Source organism: Lentzea jiangxiensis, assembly GCF_900104175.1.
Lineage (GTDB): Bacteria > Actinomycetota > Actinomycetes > Mycobacteriales > Pseudonocardiaceae > Lentzea > Lentzea jiangxiensis.
The window spans coordinates 200,044-218,361 of record NZ_FNIX01000009.1; the positions used below are offsets into that span (position 1 = coordinate 200,044).

Sequence of the window (18,318 nt, forward strand, 5' to 3'; positions counted from 1 at the left end):
CAATGTCAAGGCAGCCTCGGGAGCTTACTCCGATTGGGCGCTCAAGTTCCGCCTCTAGATGTTCGAAGTGCCCCGAACGAGGTTGCGTTCGGGGCACTTCGACACTCACAACGAGTGACGGCGGCGCGGGTTACGGCTCCCGCGTGCGCGTGTTGTCAGCTCTGCACCGCGCGGTCGAAGTCCGACTTCGGGTCGTTGATCTGGCCGAGCGCCACGACCTCGCGGCCGTAGAACAGCGCCTGCGTCCAGTCCATCAGCACGCGCAGCTTGCGGTTCACGGTGGGCATGAACATCACGTGGTAGCTGCGGTGCATGAACCACGCCGGCACGCCCTTGAAGCGCAGGCCGAACACGTCCGCGACGCCCTTGTAGAGGCCGAGGCCGGCGACCGAGCCGAGGTACTTGTGGAAGTAGTCCTTCGGCTTCTGGCCGCGCAGCGACGCGACGATGTTCTTCGCGAGCAGCTTCGACTGGCGGATGGCGTGCTGCGCGTTCGGCACGCACGTCGCCGTCGGGTCCTCCTCGATGCGCGAGAGGTCCGGCACCGCGGAGCAGTCACCGGCGGCCCACACGCCGTCGAGGCCCTGGACCTGCATGGCGGCGGTGCACCGGACGCGGCCGCGCTCGTCGAGCGGGAGGTCCGTGTTGCGCAGCACCGGGTTCGCCTTCATGCCGGCGGTCCAGATGATCGTGTCGGAGTCGAACTCGGTGCCGTCGTCGAGAACGACGTGGCCGTTCTCCAGCGACTTCACGCGGGTGTCGAGGTAGATCTTGATGCCGCGCTTCTCGAGCGCCTCGACGGTCCAGGCGCCGAGCTTGGCGGACACCTCGGGCATGATCCGGCCGGCGGCCTCGACCAGTACCCAGTTCATCTCTTCGGGCTTGATGCCTTCGTAGTACTTGAGCGCATACCGCGTCATGTCCTCGAGCTCGGCGAGCGTCTCGATGCCCGCGAAGCCACCACCGATCACGACGAAGCTCAGGAGCTTCTTGCGCAGGTCCGCGTTGTTGGTGCTGGCGGCCTGGTCCAGGCGCGAGAGCACGTGGTTGCGGACGTAGATCGCCTCGCCGATCGTCTTCATGCCGATTCCGACCTCGGCCAGGCCGGGGATCGGGAGCGTGCGGGAGATCGCACCCAGTGCGGAGACGAGCACGTCGTACTCGATCTCCTCGACGTGACCGTCCGACAGCTCGGCGGTCACGATCTTGCGCGCGTGCTCGACCTTGGTGACGCGGCCGGTGACGACGTGGCAGCGCTTGAGCACCTTGCGCAAAGGAGCGACGACGTGGCGCGGCTCGATCGAGCCGGCCGCCGCCTCGGGCAGGAAGGGCTGGTAGGTCATGTGCGGCTGCGGGTCGATCACCGTCACGGAGGCCTCACCGGAACGCAGTTTCTTCTGCAGACCGAGAGCCGTGTACATCCCGACGTACCCACCGCCGACAATGACGATTCGTGTGGGTTGCGACTTCACAGCAGCCATACACACATGGTGGCACCACGACCCCCTTTTTCGCGCGTCCGGAGGGGCCGTTGTGACTACCGTCGCCGGGTGATGCCGGACACCCTCCCGGCTGACCTGCGCCTTGACCGGAACTTGGGGAGTTCTCCCTGAGAGTACCGATTCAGATCCTCAGCGCGACGACCCCGATCACCACCGTCAGAGCGCCCAGTCCGAGCACCTCGGCGAGGCCCGTGTTCGGCCCCGAAGGAAGTACGGCCGCGAAGGCCGCGACAACGAATGCGATCGCCTGGACAATGGCGAACCGGCGTGCCGGTGCTTTTAACGCCGCGGGCTCGATTTTCGTTTTCACCGGAACGACCGCCGCGAGTGCCGCGGTCACGTGAACCAGGTGCAGCGCCGGAATCAGGACCAGCACACCGAGCCGCAACGGGTGCCCGTCCCCGAACGCCATCGCCAGGGCCGCGTAGCCGATCAGCAACGCCGCGCCCGCGCTGCCGGGCATCAGCACCGTGACCACTGTCAGCGCCGTCACGACCAGCAGCGGTGCGATCGACTCCGACTCCAGGTGCAGGACCAGCGCCACGGGCAACGCCGCGAGCACGATCGCGAGGCGCATCAGCATTCGCGGGTCACCGCCACCCCGTGCTCGGCCATCCTGCGCAGCCTCAGCCGGTGCTCCGCGGCGATCATCTCGGCCGCGACCTCGCCCCACGGCGTGTCCGCGTCGGGCCGCAACGGCAGCGGCAGGGTGTTCACCGCCAGCACGACGTGCCCGTTCTTGCGCGTCTGCACGGCCAGCTCCGCGATCTCGTCGTCGAGGAACGGCGACAGCAGCACGACCACGCATCCGTGCGGCAGCTTGCGCAACGCCACGCGCGACGACCAGCCCGCGGCCTGCACGCACACGACGAGCTGCGTGCGGATGCGCATCAGGTGCCGCCGCCCCACCCCGGGACGCACGTTGAGCTGGGGACGCGACAGGTCCACCAGTCCCACCCGGTCGCCCTGCCGCAGGTAGCCGGCGGCCATCGACGCCGCCCGCCGCACCGCCCGGTCCAGGCTGCCGTCCGGCCGCGTCGTGGCGCCGTGGTGCGGTGACGACCACTGCGCCACGTCCGTGCCGACGTCGCTGCGGGTGTCGAGCGCCAGCACGACCTCCGCGTCGGCCTCGGCGTGCCGCTCGCGCACGTGGACGGTGCCGGTGCGGGTGGTGACGCGCCAGTCGATCCGCCGGAGCCTGTCCCCCGGCTGGAACGCCCTGATGTCGCGCAGTTCGGTGGAGTCGCCCACGCGCGGCGAGCGGTGGATGCCGACCAGGCCCGCGGGACGGGGAGGCAGCGGTCCGGACGGGTGGTGCTCGACCGGCGGCAGGATCGTGCGCACGTGCTCGGCGCCGACGACCGGTCCGTAGACGTGCATGCCGTCCGGACCGGCGAACAGGTGGTCCAGACGCAGGTCGACGCCTGGTCCCCACGCGTCGCGCCGGATCCGCACCGGCAGGTCGGGCGAGTGCGCGGGAACCGCTCGCATGCCACCGGGCAGCCGCACGACCGCGATCTCCGCGTCCGCGCCGTCGAGGTGCGCGACGGTGTGCACGACGCCGGCACCCGCACCGCGCGGCACGGGCTTCACGCTCACCTTCGGCACGCCGCGGGGTTTGTGCGTGAGCAGGACGGACAGGACGAGCGGCACGCCGAACAGCACCAGCTCGACCTGGTGCAGGAACATCCCGCACACGACGAGCCCGACACCGAGCCAGACGGCGCGGGAGTACGCGTCCGTGGGGTGCCAGTGGGCGCCGTGCGACTGGGCGAACGCCTCCCGGAGCTTGTCCGCCCTGCTCATGAGCTGGGCGGGCCCGGGACCTTGGCGAGCAGCTCGGTGACGACCTGCACGCCGCTGACCCCGGACGTCCACGTCTCGGGCTTCATCACGAGCCGGTGCGCGAGGACGGCGACCGCGCACTCCTTGACGTCCTCGGGCGTCACGTACCCGCGGTCGTCCAGGGTGGCCAGTGCGCGGGCGACGAGCACGAGCGCCTGCGCACCTCGCGGCGACGCACCGACCTCGACGGACGGGTGGCGCCGCGTCGCGACGGCCAGGTCGACGCAGTAGCGCAGGAGGTCGTCGTCCACGGTCGACCGCTCGATCGCGGCCTGCAGCTCCGCGAGCCGCCCGTCCGCGAGGACCCGCGGCACCTCGGCCTCCTCCCGCTGCCGCGCGATCCGCCGGCGCAGGACCTCGACCTCCTCCTCGGCGGGCGGGTAGCCGATGTCGAGCCGCACGAGGAACCGGTCGAGCTGCGCCTCGGGCAACGGGTAGGTGCCCTCGTACTCGACGGGGTTCGAGGTCGCGAGCACGTGGAACGGCCTGGGCAGCGCGAACGTGCGCCCCTCGACCGTCACCTGCCGCTCCTGCATGGCCTCCAGCAGCGCCGACTGCGTCTTGGGCGGCGTCCGGTTGATCTCGTCGGCGAGCAGCAGCCCGGTGAAGACGGGGCCTTCGCGGAACTCGAACTCGCGGGTGCCGGGGTCGTAGAGGAACGAGCCGGTGACGTCCGCGGGCAGCAGGTCGGGCGTGCACTGCAGGCGGCGGAAGCCGAGGCCCAGCGCCTGTGCGAGCGACCGCGCGATCAGCGTCTTGCCGAGGCCCGGCACGTCCTCCAGCAGCACGTGCCCGCCCGCCAGCACGGCCGCGAGCGCGAGCCGCAGCGTCCGCGTGCGCCCGACGACGACGTCGCCGATCGCGTCGAGGACCGCCTTGGCGTCGTGCGCCACCGATTCCTGGCTGATCGTCACTCGACCCTCCTGAGCCTGTCCGCGAGTTCGTCCGGACCGGGCATCTCGGACGCCTCGATCCCCAGTCGTGCGAGCCGGGCGCGGAACCGCTCCCGGTAGCGCCTCGGGTCCTTCTCCGCCTCCGCCAGCCTGCTCGCGAGGGTGCTGGCGTGCGCGGAGCTGATCGAGTCCGGTGGTGGCGGCGGAGGGCTCCAGACGATGTCGGTGGCGCGCGGCAGCCGGGTGACCAGCACCCCGAACGCCGTCGGCGGCACCGCCAGCACCGCCGCCCACGGTGGTGAGGCGCCGAGCCACCAGACGACGACACCGATCGCCACCCCGACCACCAACGCCAGCACGGTTCTCACGCGAGCTCCCGGACGATGCGGCTCAGCTCTCGCCGCGCCTGCTCGGCTTGCGCGGCCGTCACGTCCTCGTGTCCGAACCGCGCGCGCCGGTAGAGGTCCTTCAGCACGACCGCGTCCACGCCGAGTTCTTCGGTGAACTCGGTGGGCGTCTGGTGCGGTGCCCTCGGTTCCGCCGCCTCCAGCGCGAGCCAGGCGGCGATCACGGCGTCGCGCGGGGGCCGGCCGGGGTGCCCGGTGAACTCCTGCAACGCCTTCTCGACGCGCCGGACCACCGGCACCTGCTCCCCGAGCTCGAACTCCTCGACCTCGACGCCGCGCACGCCACGGCGGCGGCGCCGGCGGGGCAGCTCGATCGCGAGGACCATGCCGGCCAGTCCGAACAGGACGAGCCCGACGAGCACCAGCAGGTACACCGTGAGCGGCGCCGCGACCACGGCCGGCAGGTCGCCCGGCACGGCGATGTCGGCGTCCGGGGAGCGGTCCTGCGGCGGCGGGCGGTCGTCCAGGCGGTTGACGAGGGTGATCGGGGACGTGCCGGAGGCCGCGACGACGACGATCAGCAACGCCGCCACCGCCACTCCGGCCCGCCACCACTTCATGCGGGTCAGCCTCGCACGGCCGCGGAGACTTCGGATGATCCTTTGGTCGGTCAGTCGAAGCCCGTTTCGGGCACCAGGCCGTCGAGGAAACGTCCGGAGGTCCGGTGCCAGGTCGGGCTCGGGCTCGAGCCAGACCCCGGACTGCTCACCGCCTGCCCAGGTGGTCCAGCGCGATCCGCGTATGGCCCCAATCCTCGGCCAGGTACGGCATGCCGAGCAACGACAGCGTGCGTTCCGCGGTGCCGACGCCCATGAGGCTGTCGAACGGGACGCGATCGGATGCCCACGAGGTCGGCTCGGTGGTCGAGAACGCGGACCGCTCGCTCACCACCGTGCCACCGCTCCAGGACTCCACGGGCGAATCCCAAGTCCAGCTCGATCACCTCCGCCGCAGGCCGTCGAACTCCTGCAGGAGGTCCTCGACCAGCACGACCACCGACATCTTGATCTCATCTGGGTCGCTGAAACCCATCTCCGCCTCGGCGGCAAGACGTGGAAGCAACTCCTCAGGTCCTCCCGCGAGTCCACGGAGGTCTTCGACGGCACCCGCCACCACCGTGCTCGGCAGCTCGTCCTCCGCGACGCGCGCCAGGCTCGACGCCAACGGTGCGGTGTCGATGGCACGGAGCAGGCGAAGGACGTCCAACCCGTCCTTGGGCTTCAGGCGGTGTGGCTGCTCCCGTCGCTCGGCGATCTTGACGATCTTGGATACCAGGAGGGCAGCGGGTCCCGCCACCTTGATCTCGAACGTCCGCTGATCGCGGGGATCGAGCGCACCGATCCGGCGAACCTCGTGGTCCACCACGGCCGGTTCCAGTCCCGGCGTCCTGCGCGCGGTCGCCGTGGCATCGTGCGGTGGACTGAGATGAGCGGACCTCCGCCCTCCTCGGCCGCACGACGCCTCGGGTGTCATGAGGTCGACCGCGATGTCACCCGGACCCCACCCAGCTTCCCGGCTGCCGGCCGGGAGCGAATCCAGCGGCCTGCATGGCGTCGACGATCGTGAGCTCGTCCTCGATCAGCTCGCCTTTTGACGTTCCACGCTTCCCGGTGTTCCGCGACACATGGAACAGCCTGATACATGGAACACGTCCAAGGCGCCGGACGGATTCACACGCCGGGCTGAACGCGACTGCGTCAGCCCTTCGCCCTCCTCAACACGTCCTGCAGCATCTCCTGCGTCAGCCGTCCGGTGTAGGTGTTGTGCGGCGACACGTGGTAGCACCCGAACACCCGCAGCCCACCCGCCTCGACCTCCACGCCGTGCCCGAACTTCGGCGGCCGCGCGACCCCCAGCAGCGGCAGGAACGCCTTCCAGCCGAACCCGCCGAGCACCACCACCGACCGCAGCCGGGGCATCAGCGAGATCTCCTCGCGCAGGAACGGCGAGCACCGGTCGCGTTCCTCGGCGGTGGGCTTGTTCTCGGGCGGCGCGCACCGCACCGGTGAGGCCATCCGCACGCCGTACAGCTCCATGCCGTCGTCCCGGGACCACGCGGACGGCTGGGAGGCCAGGCCTACCTCGTACAGGGCCCGGTACAGGAAGTCGCCGGACGGGTCGCCGGTGAACATGCGGCCCGTCCGGTTGCCGCCGTGCGCGGCGGGGGCGAGGCCCACGATCAGCAGCGAGGCGTCGAGGGGTCCGAAGCCCGGCACGGGTCTGCCCCAGTACTCCTGGTCCTGGAACGCCGCGCGCTTCACCGAGGCGACCGACTCGCGCCAGGCGACCAGGCGCGGGCACGCTCGGCAGGACGTTATCCGCTCGTCGAGTTCCGTAGTGTTGCTCCCATGTCCGAGGAGAAGACCGAAGAGAAGCCCGAGTCTCCTGCTGATGATCTGGTCACCACCCAGCACAGCATCACCGTCAAGGGCCGCGAGCTGAACTACACGGCCACCACCGGGCGTGTCGTCCTCAAGGAAGAGGTGCTCAAGGACGGCGTGTTCGAGGGCCACAAGCCCAAGGCCGAGGTGTTCCTGACCGCCTACACGCTCGACGGCGCCGACCCGCTGAAGAGGCCGGTGACGTTCGCGTTCAACGGTGGGCCCGGGTCCGCCAGCGTGTGGCTGCACATGGGGCTCCTCGGGCCCCGCCGGGTGCTCAGCGGTGACGTCGGCGACCTCATGCCGCCGCCGTACGGGATCGCGGACAACGAGGAGACGCTGCTCGCCGAGAGCGACCTGGTGTTCATCGACCCGGTGTCGACCGGTTTCTCCCGGGCCGCGCAGGGTGAGAAGCCCGGCGACTTCCACGGCTACCAGCCCGACATCGACTCCATCGCCGAGATCATCCGGCTGTGGACGTCGCGCAACGGGCGCTGGATGTCGCCGAAGTTCCTCTGCGGCGAGTCGTACGGCACGCTGCGCGCGGCCGGGCTCGCCGAGCACCTGCAGAAGAAGAACGGCATGTACCTCAACGGGCTCATGCTGATCTCCTCGGTGCTCGACTTCGCGTCGATCGAGTTCAACGAGGGCCACGACCTCGGCTACACGCTCTTCCTGCCGACGTACGCGGCCATCGCGCACTACCACGGCCTGCACGGCGACCGGCCGCTCGAGGAGGTGCTCGCCGAGGCCGAGGAGTTCGCGGTCCGCGACTACCCCTACGCCCTCGCGCGCGGCAACCGGCTCTCCGACGTGGAGCGCGCCGCGACGATCGAGAAGCTCGCGCGGCTCACCGGCCTGTCCGAGGAGTACGTGGACGCGGTCGACCTGCGCATCGAGCACATCCGGTTCTTCACCGAGCTGCTGCGCCGCGACCGCAAGACCGTCGGCCGCATCGACGCCCGCTTCACCGGCTGGGACACCGACTACGGCCGTGAGGGCATCTCCGCGGATCCGTCGATCGACGCGATCCTCGGCCCGTACGCGGCCGTGCTCAACCACTACCTGCACAGCGAGCTCGGGTACTCGAGCGACCTGCCGTACGAGGTGCTCTCGCGGGTCATCGAGCAGTGGTCCTACAAGGAGTTCGAGGGCCGCCACGTCACGACGGCGGGCAAGCTGTCGGCGGCGATGCGCGCGAACCCGCACCTCAAGGTCCACGTCGCGTTCGGCTGGTACGACGGCGCCACGCCGTATTTCGCGGCCGAGCACCTCCTCGCGCACCTGCAGATCCCCAAGGAGCTCACGGCGAACATCGAGTCGGCCTACTACCCGGCCGGCCACATGATGTACGTGCACGAGCCCAGCAGGATCCAGCAGTCCGAGGACCTCGCGGCGTTCGTGCGGAACTCGTCCAACACGTGATCCTCGACCTGTCCGACGACACCGTCCTGCACGAGCTGTGGACGGTGCAACGGCTGGCGTACGCCGTCGAGGCCGAGATCATCGGCTTCGACGGCATCCCGCCGCTGCACGAGTCGCTCGAGGAACTCCGGGCGTGTGGTGAGACCTTCCTCGGCCTGCACGACGAGGAAGGTCTGGTCGGCGCGGTGTCCTACCGCCTCGACGGGTCCACTGTGGACATCCACCGGCTGGTCGTGCACCCGCGGGCGTTCCGGCGCGGGATCGCCTCCCGGCTGCTGGACGCGCTGCCGGAGGGGCCGCAGGTCGTCAGCACCGGCACGGGGAACGAGCCGGCGCTGCGCCTGTACCGCAAGCGCGGGTTCGTGGAGACCGGCACGCGCGAGATCGGTCCGGGCGTGTCGCTCACGGACCTCTCCCGGCCCTGAACGGGATGAGGGGCCGCGCCCGCAGGCACGACCCCTCATCCCGTGAAACCCGATCAGACGACCGCGCGCTCCTCGGCGAAGTGGCACGCCGCGGGGTGGCCCCCGTTGCGCGGCACCAGCTCCGGGACCTCGGTGGCGCAGATGTCCTGCGCCTTCCAGCACCGCGTGCGGAACCGGCAGCCCGACGGCGGGTCGATCGGCGACGGCACGTCACCCGTCAGGCGGATGACGTCACGACGTCCGCGCTGAGTCGGGTCCGGCACGGGCACGGCGGACAGCAGCGCCTGCGTGTACGGGTGCATCGGGCGCTCGTAGATCTCGTCCTCGGTGCCGATCTCCACGATCTTGCCGAGGTACATCACCGCGACGCGGTCCGACAGGTGGCGGACCACCGACAGGTCGTGCGCGATGAAGATGTACGACAGGCCCATCTCGGACTGGAGGTCGCCCAGCAGGTTCATGACCTGCGCCTGGATCGACACGTCCAGGGCGGACACCGGCTCGTCGCACACGATCACCTTGGGCTTCAGCGCCAGCGCACGCGCGATGCCGATGCGCTGGCGCTGGCCGCCGGAGAACTGGTGCGGGTACCGGTTGATGTGCTCCGGGTTCAGGCCGACGATCTCCAGCAGTTCCTGGACCTTTTGCCGGCGCGAGCCCTTCGGCGCGACCTCGGTGTGGATCTCGTAGGGCTCTCCGACGATGTCGCCGACCGTCATGCGCGGGTTCAGCGACGTGTACGGGTCCTGCAGCACGATCTGGATGTCGCGGCGCAGCTTGCGCAGCTCCGCGCCCTTCATGGCGAACATGTCGCGGCCCTCGAAGCGCGCGACGCCCGACGTCGGCGGTTCCAGGCGCATCAGCACCTGGGCCAGCGTCGACTTGCCGCAGCCCGACTCGCCCACGACGCCCAGGGTCTCGCCCTTGTTCAGCGAGAACGAGACGCCGTCGACGGCCTGGACGTGGCCCACGGTGCGCTTGAACAGCACGCCGACGCGGACCGGGAAGTGCTTGACGAGGTTCTCGACCTCGATGATGGGCTCAGCCACGAGCGACCACCTCCTCCGCGATGTGGCACCGGCTGGTGCGGCCCATGCCCAGGTTGTGCACGGCAGGGACCTCGGTGGGACAACGGTCGAACGCCCGCGGGCAGCGCGGGTGGAACGGGCAGCCCGACGGGATGTTGGTCAGCGACGGCGGCAGGCCCTTGATCGTCTTGAGCTCCTGGCCCTTGAGGTCCAGGCGCGGCAACGACTCGAGCAGCGACTCGGTGTACGGGTGCCCCGGCGCGCGGAACAGCTCGTAGACGTCGGCGTGCTCGACGATGCGGCCCGCGTACATGACCGAGATCCGGTCCGCGACGTCGGCGACGACGCCGAGGTCGTGGGTGATCAGGATCATGCCCATGTCGCGTTCCTTCTGGATCTCCGCCAGCAGGTCCATGATCTGGGCCTGCACGGTGACGTCCAGAGCGGTCGTGGGCTCGTCCGCGATCAGCAGCTCCGGGTCGAGCGCCAGCGACATCGCGATCATCGCGCGCTGCCGCATGCCCCCGGAGAACTGGTGCGGGTAGTCCGAGACCCGGCCCTTCGCGTTCGGGATCTTGACCTGGTCGAGCAGCTCGACCGCCCGCTTGCGGGCGTCCGCCTTGGACATGCCGCGGCGGACCTTGAGCTGCTCCTCGATCTGGAACCCGACCGTGAACACGGGGTTCAGGGCGGAGAGGGCGTCCTGGAAGATCATGGCGATGCCCTCGCCACGAACCGCGCGACGCTCGTCCGCCGACTTGGTCAGCAGGTCCTCACCGCGGAACTTGATGGAGCCGTTGGTGATGAACGCCGGCGGCATGTCCAGGATGCCCATGATCGTCTGAGCGGTCACGGACTTGCCGGAGCCGGATTCACCCAGCACAGCAAGGGTTTCGCCCGCCGAGACGTGGTACGAAACGCCGTTGAGCACCTTCGCGACACCGTCGCGTGTGCGGAATTCCACGTGGAGATCCTCGACCTCCAGCAATGGCTGAGTCACGGGATCTCCCCTATCGGGACTTGGGGTCGAGGGCGTCGCGCACGGCGTCACCCAGCATGACGAAGGCCAGCACGGTGATCGTGACGAAGCCCGCGGGGAACAGCAGCATGTGCGGAGCCGACTGGAAGTAGTCGCGCGACTCCGAGATCATCACGCCCCACGACACGACCGGCGGACGCAGGCCGATGCCGAGGAACGCCAGCGTCGCCTCGGCGCCGATGAAGGCACCCAGGGCGATCGTCGCGTACACCAGCACGGGCGCCACGGTGTTCGGCAGCAGGTGCCGGAACACGATCCGCAACGGCGAGGCACCGAGGCCACGCGCGGCACGCACGTAGTCCTGCTGCTTCGCCACGAGCGTCGCGGACCGCATGATGCGCATCGCGACCGGCCACGACAGCACGGCGATCGAGAGCACCACCTGCGTGATGATCCGGACCTGGCCGGGGTTCTCCGAAGGCGCGTTGAGCGTCGTCAGGATGACGATCGCACCGAGCACGAACGGGATACCGGCGAAGATGTCGCCGAACCGCGAGAGCAGCGAGTCGAGCCACGTCTTCGCGTAGCCCGCGATGATGCCGATGATCGAGCCGATCAGCACGGTCAGCAGCGTCGCGAACAGGCCGACGAGCAGCGACGCGCGGGTGCCGTGCATCGCGCGGGCGTAGACGTCGTAGCCCTGCAGGTCGTAGCCGAACCACGCGTCGCCGGACGGCGACTGCAGCGACTTGTCGAGGTTCGCGGCACGCGGGTCGACCGACGTGAACAGCGTCGGCCAGATCGCCATCAGGACGATGACCGCGATGATCACCAGCGAGATGATGAACGTGGGCTTGCGCCGCAGCTCACCCCACGCGTCGCTCCAGAGCGACCGGGGCTTGCGCTGCTTCTGCGACGAGTCGTCGAGGTGGCTGGCCTGGTCGACACCGGCCGCCGCGGACGCCTCGAGTCCGGCTCCACCGGACACGGATCCTGGGTCACTCATAGCGAATCCTCGGGTCGAGAACGGCGTACAGGAGGTCGACGAGCAGGCTCATCAGCAGGTACACCAGCACCAGCAGGGTCACGATGCCCGTGACCATGACGCCTTCCTTCTCCTGGATGCCGCGGAAGATCAGGCCGCCGATGCCGTTGATGTTGAAGACGCCCTCGGTGACGATCGCGCCGCCGAGGAGGCTGCCGAGGTCGGTGCCGAGGAACGTGATCACCGGGATCAGCGAGTTGCGCAGCAGGTGGATGCCGACGACGCGGCTCTGCGGCTGCCCCTTCGCGATGGCCGTGCGCACGTAGTCGGCGCGCCGGTTCTCGACGATGCTGGAGCGGGTCAGGCGGGCCACGTAGGCCATCGACAGGCTGCCGAGCACGAAGCCGGGCAGGATCAGCTCCCCGAACGTCGGATCGGAGCTGACCGAGGTGTCCATGAGGTCGAAGCCCTGCGGGCCGAGGTAGAGCCGCAGCACGAAACCGGTGACGAAGACCGGCAGCGAGATCAGGAACAGGGTCGAGACCAGGACGAGGTTGTCCAGGAAGCCCGACTTGCGCAGACCGGTGAGGACACCGGCGATGATGCCGATGACGGCTTCGATGATCAGCGCGATGATGCCCATCTTGAGCGTGATCGGCCACGAGGTGCTGATCTGCTCGCCGACGGAGACGCCGTTGAAGGTGGTGCCGAAGTCACCGACGACCAGGTTGCCGAGGTACTTGAAGTACTGGAGCAGCAACGGGTCGTTGAGGTTGAGCTTCTCGCTCATCTCGGCGATGTAGGCCGGATCGCACGGCCGCTGGCCGCACTTGCCCGCGAAGGGGTCCTGCGGGATCGCCCACACGAGGGCGTAGATCAGGAAGGTGGTCCCCAGGAAGACCGGTATCAGCTGCAGCAGACGGCGCAGCACATAGCGACCCATGAGGTCGGCTCCTTGCGTGGTGGGGGGCACCCGAGGTTCCCGGACACCGGTCCGGCCCCGCGCCCGTAACGCTCGAGGGACGCGGGGCCGGACGGTGTTGCCCAGAACTCAGGTGTCAGGCGATCAGGCCTTGACGCGGAGGGACTCCAGCACAGGCTGACGCTTGAACGACATCTTGGCCTCGAGCAGGTTCTTCGAACGGCCGCCGATGCCCTTCTCGTTCCAGGTCGGCATGGAGGGCAGGTCCTTGGCGATCAGGTCCTCGGCCTGCTGGTAGAGCTTGATCGCCTCGTCCTCGTTCGCGGTCTCGTCGGCCTTCTTCAGGAGCGCGTCGACCTGCGGGTTCGAGTAGTTCGAGTCGTTGGACGAACCACCCGTGCGGTACAGCGGGTTGAGGAAGTTCTCGATCGACGGGTAGTCGGCCGACCAGTCCGAACGGCTCATGCCGGTCAGCTGCTTGCCGTCGACGATCTGGCGGAACGCACCGAAGTTGGTGGCACCGACGAACTCGCACTCAACGCCCAGGGCCTGCTTGATGCTGTTGCACGCGGCCTCGAGCGGCTCCTTGCGGCCACCGTCCTGGTTGGACTGGATGGTCAGCTTGCCGGTGAAGCCGGACTCCTGGAAGAGCTGCTTCGCCTTCTCGGGGTTGTACTTGCAGTACTCGCCGCAGGTGTCGGGGCGGTAGCCCTTGATGCCGGGCGAGACGAAGCTGGTGGACGGCACGTACGAGCCGGCCAGCACGGTCTTCGTGATCTGCTCCCGGTTGATGGCCATCGAGACGGCCTGGCGCAGCTTCACGTTCTTGAACGCGTCGATGTACTGCGGGAACGCGATGGCGCTCTGGCCGAGCAGGTTCGCGGTCACGACGGCGTCACCGAGGTCGGCCTTGTACTTCTCGCCGACCTTGGCCGACGGGGGAAGGGCCTCCATGAAGTCCAGCTTGCCCGCGACCAGGTCCTGGTACGCGGTCTCCTGGGAGGAGTAGATCTTGTAGTCCAAGGTCTTGAAGTTGACCTTGTCCTCGCCCTTGTAGTCGTCGAAGCGCTCCATCTTGATCAGCGCGTTCGGCGTGCGGGAGACGAACTTGACCGGGCCGTTGCCGATCGGCTTGGCCTCGAACGCCTTCGTGTCGGCGAAGAACGACTTGGGCAGCGGCGAGAACGGCGTGTAGCCGATCATCGTCGTGAAGACCGAGGTCGGGCCGTTGAGGGTGACCTTGAACTCGTAGTCGCCCACGACCTCGAGGCCGGACATCTTGTCCTTGGCCGGCTTGGCGTTCTCGTCGGCCGGGTGGACCTCGTCGAAGCCCTGGATCACGGAGAAGAACGACGCCGCCTGCTGGGCGTTCGGCGCGTACGCGGCCCAGTTCCAGGCGTCGACGAAGTTCTCGGCCTTGACGTCGGTGCCGTCGTGGAACTTCCAGCCCTGCTTGACCTTGATGTTGTAGACCTTGGCGTCACTCGAGGTGATCGACTCGGCCATCAGGTTGTAGGGCGCGCCGTCTTCGGCCTTGTACCCGACCAGACGCGAGAACAGCGAGTCGGTGACCTTGCCACCGCCGGCCTCGGTCGTGTTGGCCGGGAACAGCGTGCTCTTGGGCTCGGTGCCGTAGATCGACACCGTGCCGTCCGGGTTGGCCTTGCCCTCTCCGGTGGAGGAGCTACCACCACCGCCGCCGCATGCGCTGAGCGTCATGGCGAGCGCGGCTGGCAAAGCCACCCACGCAACCCGTGATCGCGACATCAGTCTCTCCCGCCTTTCCCCGGCGCCGCCGCAGATATTGCGTGCGCGCGCCTCCCCGGGAGGTCTCGTCCACCTCCCAAAACGTGAGAGGACGTTAACCGGGGTGTCCAGCAGTACGCGCATCGAAATCGGTCACAAAACTGTCACGATCACCTCAAGCAAACCCTAATTCGGGCTCAGACCAGCGAAAACGCGATGCCGTCGAGGATGTCGTGCTCACTGCACACGAGCGTGCGAATACCCGCGCGATTCTCCAGCTCCTCGGCAATCGCGCGCAGCACCACCGCTCCACCGCAGATCACGTCCACTCGGCCGGGGTGCATGGGCCCCAACGAGGCACGATCATCATGCGTCATGGAGAGGATACGGTCGGTGATTTCGTGAACATTGTCAAGTGTGATGCGGCTGAGGTGAATATCGTCGCTGTTGTACACCTCCAGCCCCTGGACCAGGGCTGACAATGTCGTCACCGTCCCGGCGACCCCGATCCACGTCTTCGCCTTCTCCACGGGGACGATCTCGAATGCCTCACGGATCGCGGTCCGCGCAAACGCTTCCGCTTGTTCGATCTCATCCTTTTCCGGCGGATCGGAGTGCAGGAACCGCTCCGTCAGACGGACGCAGCCGATGTCCATCGACCTCGCCGCTTCGACCTCCGAGCCGCTGCCGAGGACGAACTCGGTCGAACCACCACCCAGATCGGTGACGAGGAAGGGACCCTCGCCGGGGTCGAGATCGGCTACCGCGCCGAGGTAGGACAGCCTCGCCTCCTCGTCCCCGGTGATCACCTCCGCGGGCGCGCCGAGGATCTGCTCGGTCATCCCGAAGAACTCGTCGCGGTTGCTCGCGTCCCGCGTCGCACTGGTCGCGACCATCCGTGCGACCTCCACGCCCTTGCGTTGCATCGTGCGCGCGTAGTCGAGCAACGCCTGCCGCGTGCGCTCGATCGCGTCCGGGTGCAACCGCCCGGTCGCGTCCACGCCCTGACCGAGCCGGACGATCTTCATCTCGCGGTGCACGTCCCGCAGCCAGGCGGTGCCGTCCTCCCGCTTCGTCACGTCGGCGATCAGCAGCCGGATCGAGTTGGTTCCGCAGTCGATGGCCGCAACCCGCGACATGGGCACTCCTCAGTGGTTCTTCGGTGGTCTCCGGCAAGCATCGCGCACACGAGGCTGTCGGCCCACTCGCCGTAGAGGTAGCGGCAGACGTCGGGGTGGGAGCACGCTCCGACGTCTGCCGAGGACCGCGGTCGCGCCCCCCGATTTGCTCGGGCCGGTGGCGTCACGCCACCTTCACGAGGTGCAGGAACGCCGACCACGCCTCTCCCGACACGGGCAGGTGGGTGGCGGGGGCCTTGCTGTCGCGGATGCCGACGCCGTGACCGACCTCCACGCAGTCACTTGCCTCTGGGCTGTAGCTGCTCTTACGCCACGTGGACATGCGGCACGCCTCCTCAGACAAGCAACGTGGTGATCAACCTCCTCGATTCTTCCGCACCCAAGGCGTCTCGATCCAACTGCTTCAGCACGTCGGAGTAGGCGGTGAGCGACGCCGCGTCCTCCAGGAAGAGGCCGGCGTTCTGGCTCTCGACGAAGACCACAGGCTCGAACTTGTCGTAGCTGAGCTGCGTGAACGATCCGGACATCCCCGCGTGCGCGCCGAGGGCGATCGGCACGACCCGGAAGGTGATGTACTGCCGCACCAGCATCACGTGGATGTGGGTGAGCTGTGCCCTCATCACCTCGGGTCCGCCGACCGGCAGGCGCAGAGCCTGCTCGTGCACGTAGAAGACGAACTCCCGGCCAGGCCTCAGGACCTCCTGGCGTTCGAGCTTCGCCCGGATCAACGCGTCGATGTCGGCAGGCTTGATCTTGGCCGACTTCTCGGCGGCCGCACGGATGTAGGCGGCGATCTGGAGCAGGCCCGGCACTAGGTTCATCGACCAGACGGTGATCTTGCTGGCCAGGCGTTCCTGGCTGATGAGCGAGTGCACCTGGTCCGGTACCCCGTCCTCGGGGAAGAGCAGCCAGCCCTTCTCGCGTGACTCCTTGAACAACGCGAGCATGTGCTCGACGTCGGCGGAGGGGGCGCGGCAGTAGGAGAGCAGGCGCACCAGGTCGGTTTCGGTGACGCCGCCCTTGCCCTGCACGAGGTCGGAGACCTTGGCTTCCTGCCAGTCCAGGAGTTCGGCGAGTCTGCGCTGGGTCATGCCGCTCTGCTCGACGGCGTCCCGGACGCCATTGCCGAACTCCCGGCCTGCCACGCTCGAGTTGCGCTTCGGCATGGGAGCGAAGCTAGGGCCTCAGATCCCTTCCGCCCCAACGTTTCTGCCCGAATCGCCCCGAACGAGGTACGACTTGGCAGCGTCCCAACGCGACACGCCGTGCTAGCTGGGCGTGCTCGTGACCAAGCTCTGCGAGGTCGTTCCCGCCGGGCTGCTGCCGCTGTCGGCGGCGGACGACTGCGCGGCGGACGACTGCGCCGTGGACGTCTGGGCGGTGGACGACTGCGAGGCGACCGACGACGAGGACTGCTGCGGCGGGGGCGTGGGCTCCGTCTGCGGCGGGTTGGTCGTCGTCGTGGTGGTCGTCGTGGTGGTCGACGGCGTGGTGGTCGTGGTCGTCGTGGTGCAGGTGGACGACGGCGGCGTGGTTGACGTGGTCGTCGACGTCGTGGTGGAGCTGGTGGTCGACGTCGTGGTCGTCGGGCAGCTCGGCGTCGTCGTCGTGGTGGTGCTCGTGGTGGTGGTGGTGGTGGTGGTGGTCGTCGGGTTCGACGGGTTGGTGGTGCCGCTGTTGCCGTTGGTGGGCGGGTTGCCCGTGTTCGGGTTGCCCGGCGTGGGTTCCTGCCGGTTGTTGCCCGTGTCCGGGAGCAGCGGGAGCGCGTCGACGTTCTCGCCGTACTCCTTGGCCCACTTGAGGACCGTCTGGACGTAGGAGTCGGACCTGTTGTAGCGGAAGATCGCCGCGGCGCGGTCGCCCTGCTTGCTGAGGTCGCCGCCGCCCGCGCACAGGTAGCGGCCGGCGCCCAGGGCGGCGTCGTAGATGTTGTTCGGGTTGACGTTGCCGTCGTCGTTCAGGTCGCCGCCGAAGCTCGCCCACGTCTCGGGGATGAACTGCATCGGGCCGACCGCGCGGTCCCAGGTGCTGTTGCCGTCCAGGCGGCCGCCGTCGGTGTCCTTGATCGCGGCCATGCCGGGGGCGCCGTTGAGGACCGGACCGAGGATCTTGGGGGTGGCGTCGCCGACGGCGTTCACGCGGCCGTTGTTGGCGTGGTTGGACTCGACCTTGCCGATGCCCGCGAGCAACGCCCAGTCGAGGTTGCAGCCCGGGACGAGCTCGCCCATCTTGTCCTCGGCGCGGAGGTAGGCCTCCAGGACGACGCCGGGGATGTCGTGCACGCCGGGGATGTCGTCGAGCACGAGGCCGGGGTCGATGTCGCCCTCGTCGTCGAGGTCGCCGTCCTCCAGGTCCGCGAGCAGCGAGGCGCTCAGCTCCTCCGAGAGCGGCAGCCGGCCGGACGCGCCGAGCTCGGCGGGGTCGCGGTGCAGGGCGCCGAAGACGTCGGCGGGACCGAGCGAGACAGCGATGTCATCGTGCTTGGCGAGGTTGACCCAGTCGACGAGCTTGGTGCCGACGATCATGGCCGGCGCGAGCATCGCAGCCAGCGCCGCCACGGCGAAGCCCTTTTGCCTGGGACTTAACGCCGACGGACCGCGCAGTTTGGCCATTGCCACGAATACTCACCTCTCGTGCGTCA

Annotated in this window: 20 protein-coding genes; 2 read left to right on the forward strand and 18 right to left on the reverse strand. The window is 68.7% G+C overall.

The genetic code is table 11. The features are described from left to right. Positions 1-155: 155 nt before the first annotated feature. The 9 genes from BLQ91_RS23765 to BLQ91_RS23805 all read right to left on the reverse strand — a co-directional run bounded on the left by BLQ91_RS23765 (position 156) and on the right by BLQ91_RS23805 (position 6,965). Positions 156-1,481, reverse strand: a complete 1,326-nt coding sequence (locus BLQ91_RS23765) for an NAD(P)/FAD-dependent oxidoreductase (protein ID WP_090099913.1) — start codon at positions 1,479-1,481, stop codon at positions 156-158. A gap of 142 nt (positions 1,482-1,623) precedes the next feature. Beyond that, on the reverse strand, positions 1,624-2,085 hold the full coding sequence (locus tag BLQ91_RS23770) for a hypothetical protein (RefSeq protein WP_090099915.1): 462 nt from the start codon (positions 2,083-2,085) through the stop codon (positions 1,624-1,626). Beyond that, positions 2,079-3,308: a DUF58 domain-containing protein gene (locus BLQ91_RS23775; RefSeq protein WP_090099917.1), complete on the reverse strand. Its 1,230-nt coding sequence runs from the start codon at positions 3,306-3,308 to the stop codon at positions 2,079-2,081. Before BLQ91_RS23775 ends, BLQ91_RS23770 begins: the two co-directional genes overlap by 7 nt. Beyond that, positions 3,305-4,255, reverse strand: a complete 951-nt coding sequence (locus BLQ91_RS23780) for an AAA family ATPase (RefSeq protein WP_218130388.1) — start codon at positions 4,253-4,255, stop codon at positions 3,305-3,307. The genes BLQ91_RS23775 and BLQ91_RS23780 overlap by 4 nt, the downstream gene beginning before the upstream one ends. Before the next feature lie 2 nt (positions 4,256-4,257). Beyond that, the gene (locus tag BLQ91_RS23785; RefSeq protein WP_143022781.1) at positions 4,258-4,608 is read right to left on the reverse strand and encodes a hypothetical protein; all 351 of its coding nucleotides are present in this window, start codon (positions 4,606-4,608) and stop codon (positions 4,258-4,260) included. Continuing rightward, on the reverse strand, positions 4,605-5,207 hold the full coding sequence (locus tag BLQ91_RS23790; protein WP_090099923.1) for a DUF4129 domain-containing protein: 603 nt from the start codon (positions 5,205-5,207) through the stop codon (positions 4,605-4,607). Before BLQ91_RS23790 ends, BLQ91_RS23785 begins: the two co-directional genes overlap by 4 nt. A 145-nt stretch (positions 5,208-5,352) precedes the next feature. Beyond that, positions 5,353-5,562 carry a hypothetical protein gene (locus BLQ91_RS23795; protein WP_090099925.1) on the reverse strand — a complete coding sequence of 70 codons (210 nt, stop codon included), beginning with the start codon at positions 5,560-5,562 and terminating at the stop codon, positions 5,353-5,355. Positions 5,563-5,586: 24 nt separating this feature from the next. Continuing rightward, a complete protein-coding gene (locus BLQ91_RS23800) occupies positions 5,587-6,012 on the reverse strand; it encodes a hypothetical protein (RefSeq protein WP_090099927.1) in 426 nt (141 codons plus the stop codon). 332 nt (positions 6,013-6,344) lie between these two features. Continuing rightward, positions 6,345-6,965, reverse strand: coding sequence for a uracil-DNA glycosylase (locus BLQ91_RS23805; RefSeq protein ID WP_236221094.1), 621 nt, complete (start codon positions 6,963-6,965; stop codon positions 6,345-6,347). Between the two features lie 30 nt (positions 6,966-6,995). Here BLQ91_RS23805 and BLQ91_RS23810 point away from each other — a divergent pair, with 30 nt between their 5' ends. Both BLQ91_RS23810 and BLQ91_RS23815 read left to right on the forward strand, forming a co-directional pair. Continuing rightward, positions 6,996-8,453: a S10 family peptidase gene (locus tag BLQ91_RS23810; RefSeq protein ID WP_090099929.1), complete on the forward strand. Its 1,458-nt coding sequence runs from the start codon at positions 6,996-6,998 to the stop codon at positions 8,451-8,453. Beyond that, entirely contained in the window at positions 8,450-8,878 is a 429-nt protein-coding gene (locus tag BLQ91_RS23815; RefSeq protein ID WP_090099931.1) for a GNAT family N-acetyltransferase, read from the forward strand. Before BLQ91_RS23810 ends, BLQ91_RS23815 begins: the two co-directional genes overlap by 4 nt. A gap of 53 nt (positions 8,879-8,931) precedes the next feature. Here BLQ91_RS23815 and BLQ91_RS23820 read toward each other — a convergent pair whose 3' ends face one another. From BLQ91_RS23820 to BLQ91_RS41580, 9 genes are all read right to left on the reverse strand, one after another. Beyond that, positions 8,932-9,927 carry an ABC transporter ATP-binding protein gene (locus BLQ91_RS23820; protein ID WP_090099933.1) on the reverse strand — a complete coding sequence of 332 codons (996 nt, stop codon included), beginning with the start codon at positions 9,925-9,927 and terminating at the stop codon, positions 8,932-8,934. Continuing rightward, complete coding sequence (locus BLQ91_RS23825; protein ID WP_090099935.1) at positions 9,920-10,906, reverse strand: ABC transporter ATP-binding protein; 987 nt, start codon at positions 10,904-10,906, stop codon at positions 9,920-9,922. The genes BLQ91_RS23820 and BLQ91_RS23825 overlap by 8 nt, the downstream gene beginning before the upstream one ends. Positions 10,907-10,916: 10 nt before the next feature. Next, positions 10,917-11,891, reverse strand: a complete 975-nt coding sequence (locus BLQ91_RS23830) for an ABC transporter permease (protein ID WP_090099937.1) — start codon at positions 11,889-11,891, stop codon at positions 10,917-10,919. Beyond that, entirely contained in the window at positions 11,884-12,813 is a 930-nt protein-coding gene (locus tag BLQ91_RS23835; protein ID WP_090099939.1) for an ABC transporter permease, read from the reverse strand. The genes BLQ91_RS23830 and BLQ91_RS23835 overlap by 8 nt, the downstream gene beginning before the upstream one ends. Positions 12,814-12,936: 123 nt before the next feature. Further along, positions 12,937-14,559, reverse strand: coding sequence for a peptide ABC transporter substrate-binding protein (locus BLQ91_RS23840; RefSeq protein WP_090099941.1), 1,623 nt, complete (start codon positions 14,557-14,559; stop codon positions 12,937-12,939). A gap of 176 nt (positions 14,560-14,735) precedes the next feature. After that, entirely contained in the window at positions 14,736-15,677 is a 942-nt protein-coding gene (locus tag BLQ91_RS23845; protein ID WP_090099943.1) for a Ppx/GppA phosphatase family protein, read from the reverse strand. Between the two features lie 163 nt (positions 15,678-15,840). After that, positions 15,841-15,999, reverse strand: coding sequence for a DUF397 domain-containing protein (locus tag BLQ91_RS23850; RefSeq protein WP_090099945.1), 159 nt, complete (start codon positions 15,997-15,999; stop codon positions 15,841-15,843). A 13-nt stretch (positions 16,000-16,012) separates the two neighbouring features. After that, positions 16,013-16,843: a helix-turn-helix domain-containing protein gene (locus tag BLQ91_RS23855; protein ID WP_090099947.1), complete on the reverse strand. Its 831-nt coding sequence runs from the start codon at positions 16,841-16,843 to the stop codon at positions 16,013-16,015. Positions 16,844-16,945: 102 nt separating this feature from the next. Next, complete coding sequence (locus BLQ91_RS41580) at positions 16,946-18,289, reverse strand: lytic transglycosylase domain-containing protein (RefSeq protein WP_176959929.1); 1,344 nt, start codon at positions 18,287-18,289, stop codon at positions 16,946-16,948. Positions 18,290-18,318: the final 29 nt, after the last annotated feature.

What these genes read in the sequence shown, in the direction of transcription:
- BLQ91_RS23765 (WP_090099913.1), bottom strand. Translation starts at nt 1,481, where the DNA reads ATGGCTGCTGTGAAGTCGCAACCCACACGAATCGTCATTGTCGGCGGT.
- BLQ91_RS23770 (WP_090099915.1), bottom strand. Translation starts at nt 2,085, where the DNA reads ATGCTGATGCGCCTCGCGATCGTGCTCGCGGCGTTGCCCGTGGCGCTG.
- BLQ91_RS23775 (WP_090099917.1), bottom strand. Translation starts at nt 3,308, where the DNA reads ATGAGCAGGGCGGACAAGCTCCGGGAGGCGTTCGCCCAGTCGCACGGC.
- BLQ91_RS23790 (WP_090099923.1), bottom strand. Translation starts at nt 5,207, where the DNA reads ATGAAGTGGTGGCGGGCCGGAGTGGCGGTGGCGGCGTTGCTGATCGTC.
- BLQ91_RS23810 (WP_090099929.1), top strand. Translation starts at nt 6,996, where the DNA reads ATGTCCGAGGAGAAGACCGAAGAGAAGCCCGAGTCTCCTGCTGATGAT.
- BLQ91_RS23830 (WP_090099937.1), bottom strand. Translation starts at nt 11,891, where the DNA reads ATGAGTGACCCAGGATCCGTGTCCGGTGGAGCCGGACTCGAGGCGTCC.
- BLQ91_RS23835 (WP_090099939.1), bottom strand. Translation starts at nt 12,813, where the DNA reads ATGGGTCGCTATGTGCTGCGCCGTCTGCTGCAGCTGATACCGGTCTTC.
- BLQ91_RS23840 (WP_090099941.1), bottom strand. Translation starts at nt 14,559, where the DNA reads ATGTCGCGATCACGGGTTGCGTGGGTGGCTTTGCCAGCCGCGCTCGCC.
- BLQ91_RS23845 (WP_090099943.1), bottom strand. Translation starts at nt 15,677, where the DNA reads ATGTCGCGGGTTGCGGCCATCGACTGCGGAACCAACTCGATCCGGCTG.
- BLQ91_RS23850 (WP_090099945.1), bottom strand. Translation starts at nt 15,999, where the DNA reads ATGTCCACGTGGCGTAAGAGCAGCTACAGCCCAGAGGCAAGTGACTGC.
- BLQ91_RS23855 (WP_090099947.1), bottom strand. Translation starts at nt 16,843, where the DNA reads ATGCCGAAGCGCAACTCGAGCGTGGCAGGCCGGGAGTTCGGCAATGGC.
- BLQ91_RS41580 (WP_176959929.1), bottom strand. Translation starts at nt 18,289, where the DNA reads ATGGCCAAACTGCGCGGTCCGTCGGCGTTAAGTCCCAGGCAAAAGGGC.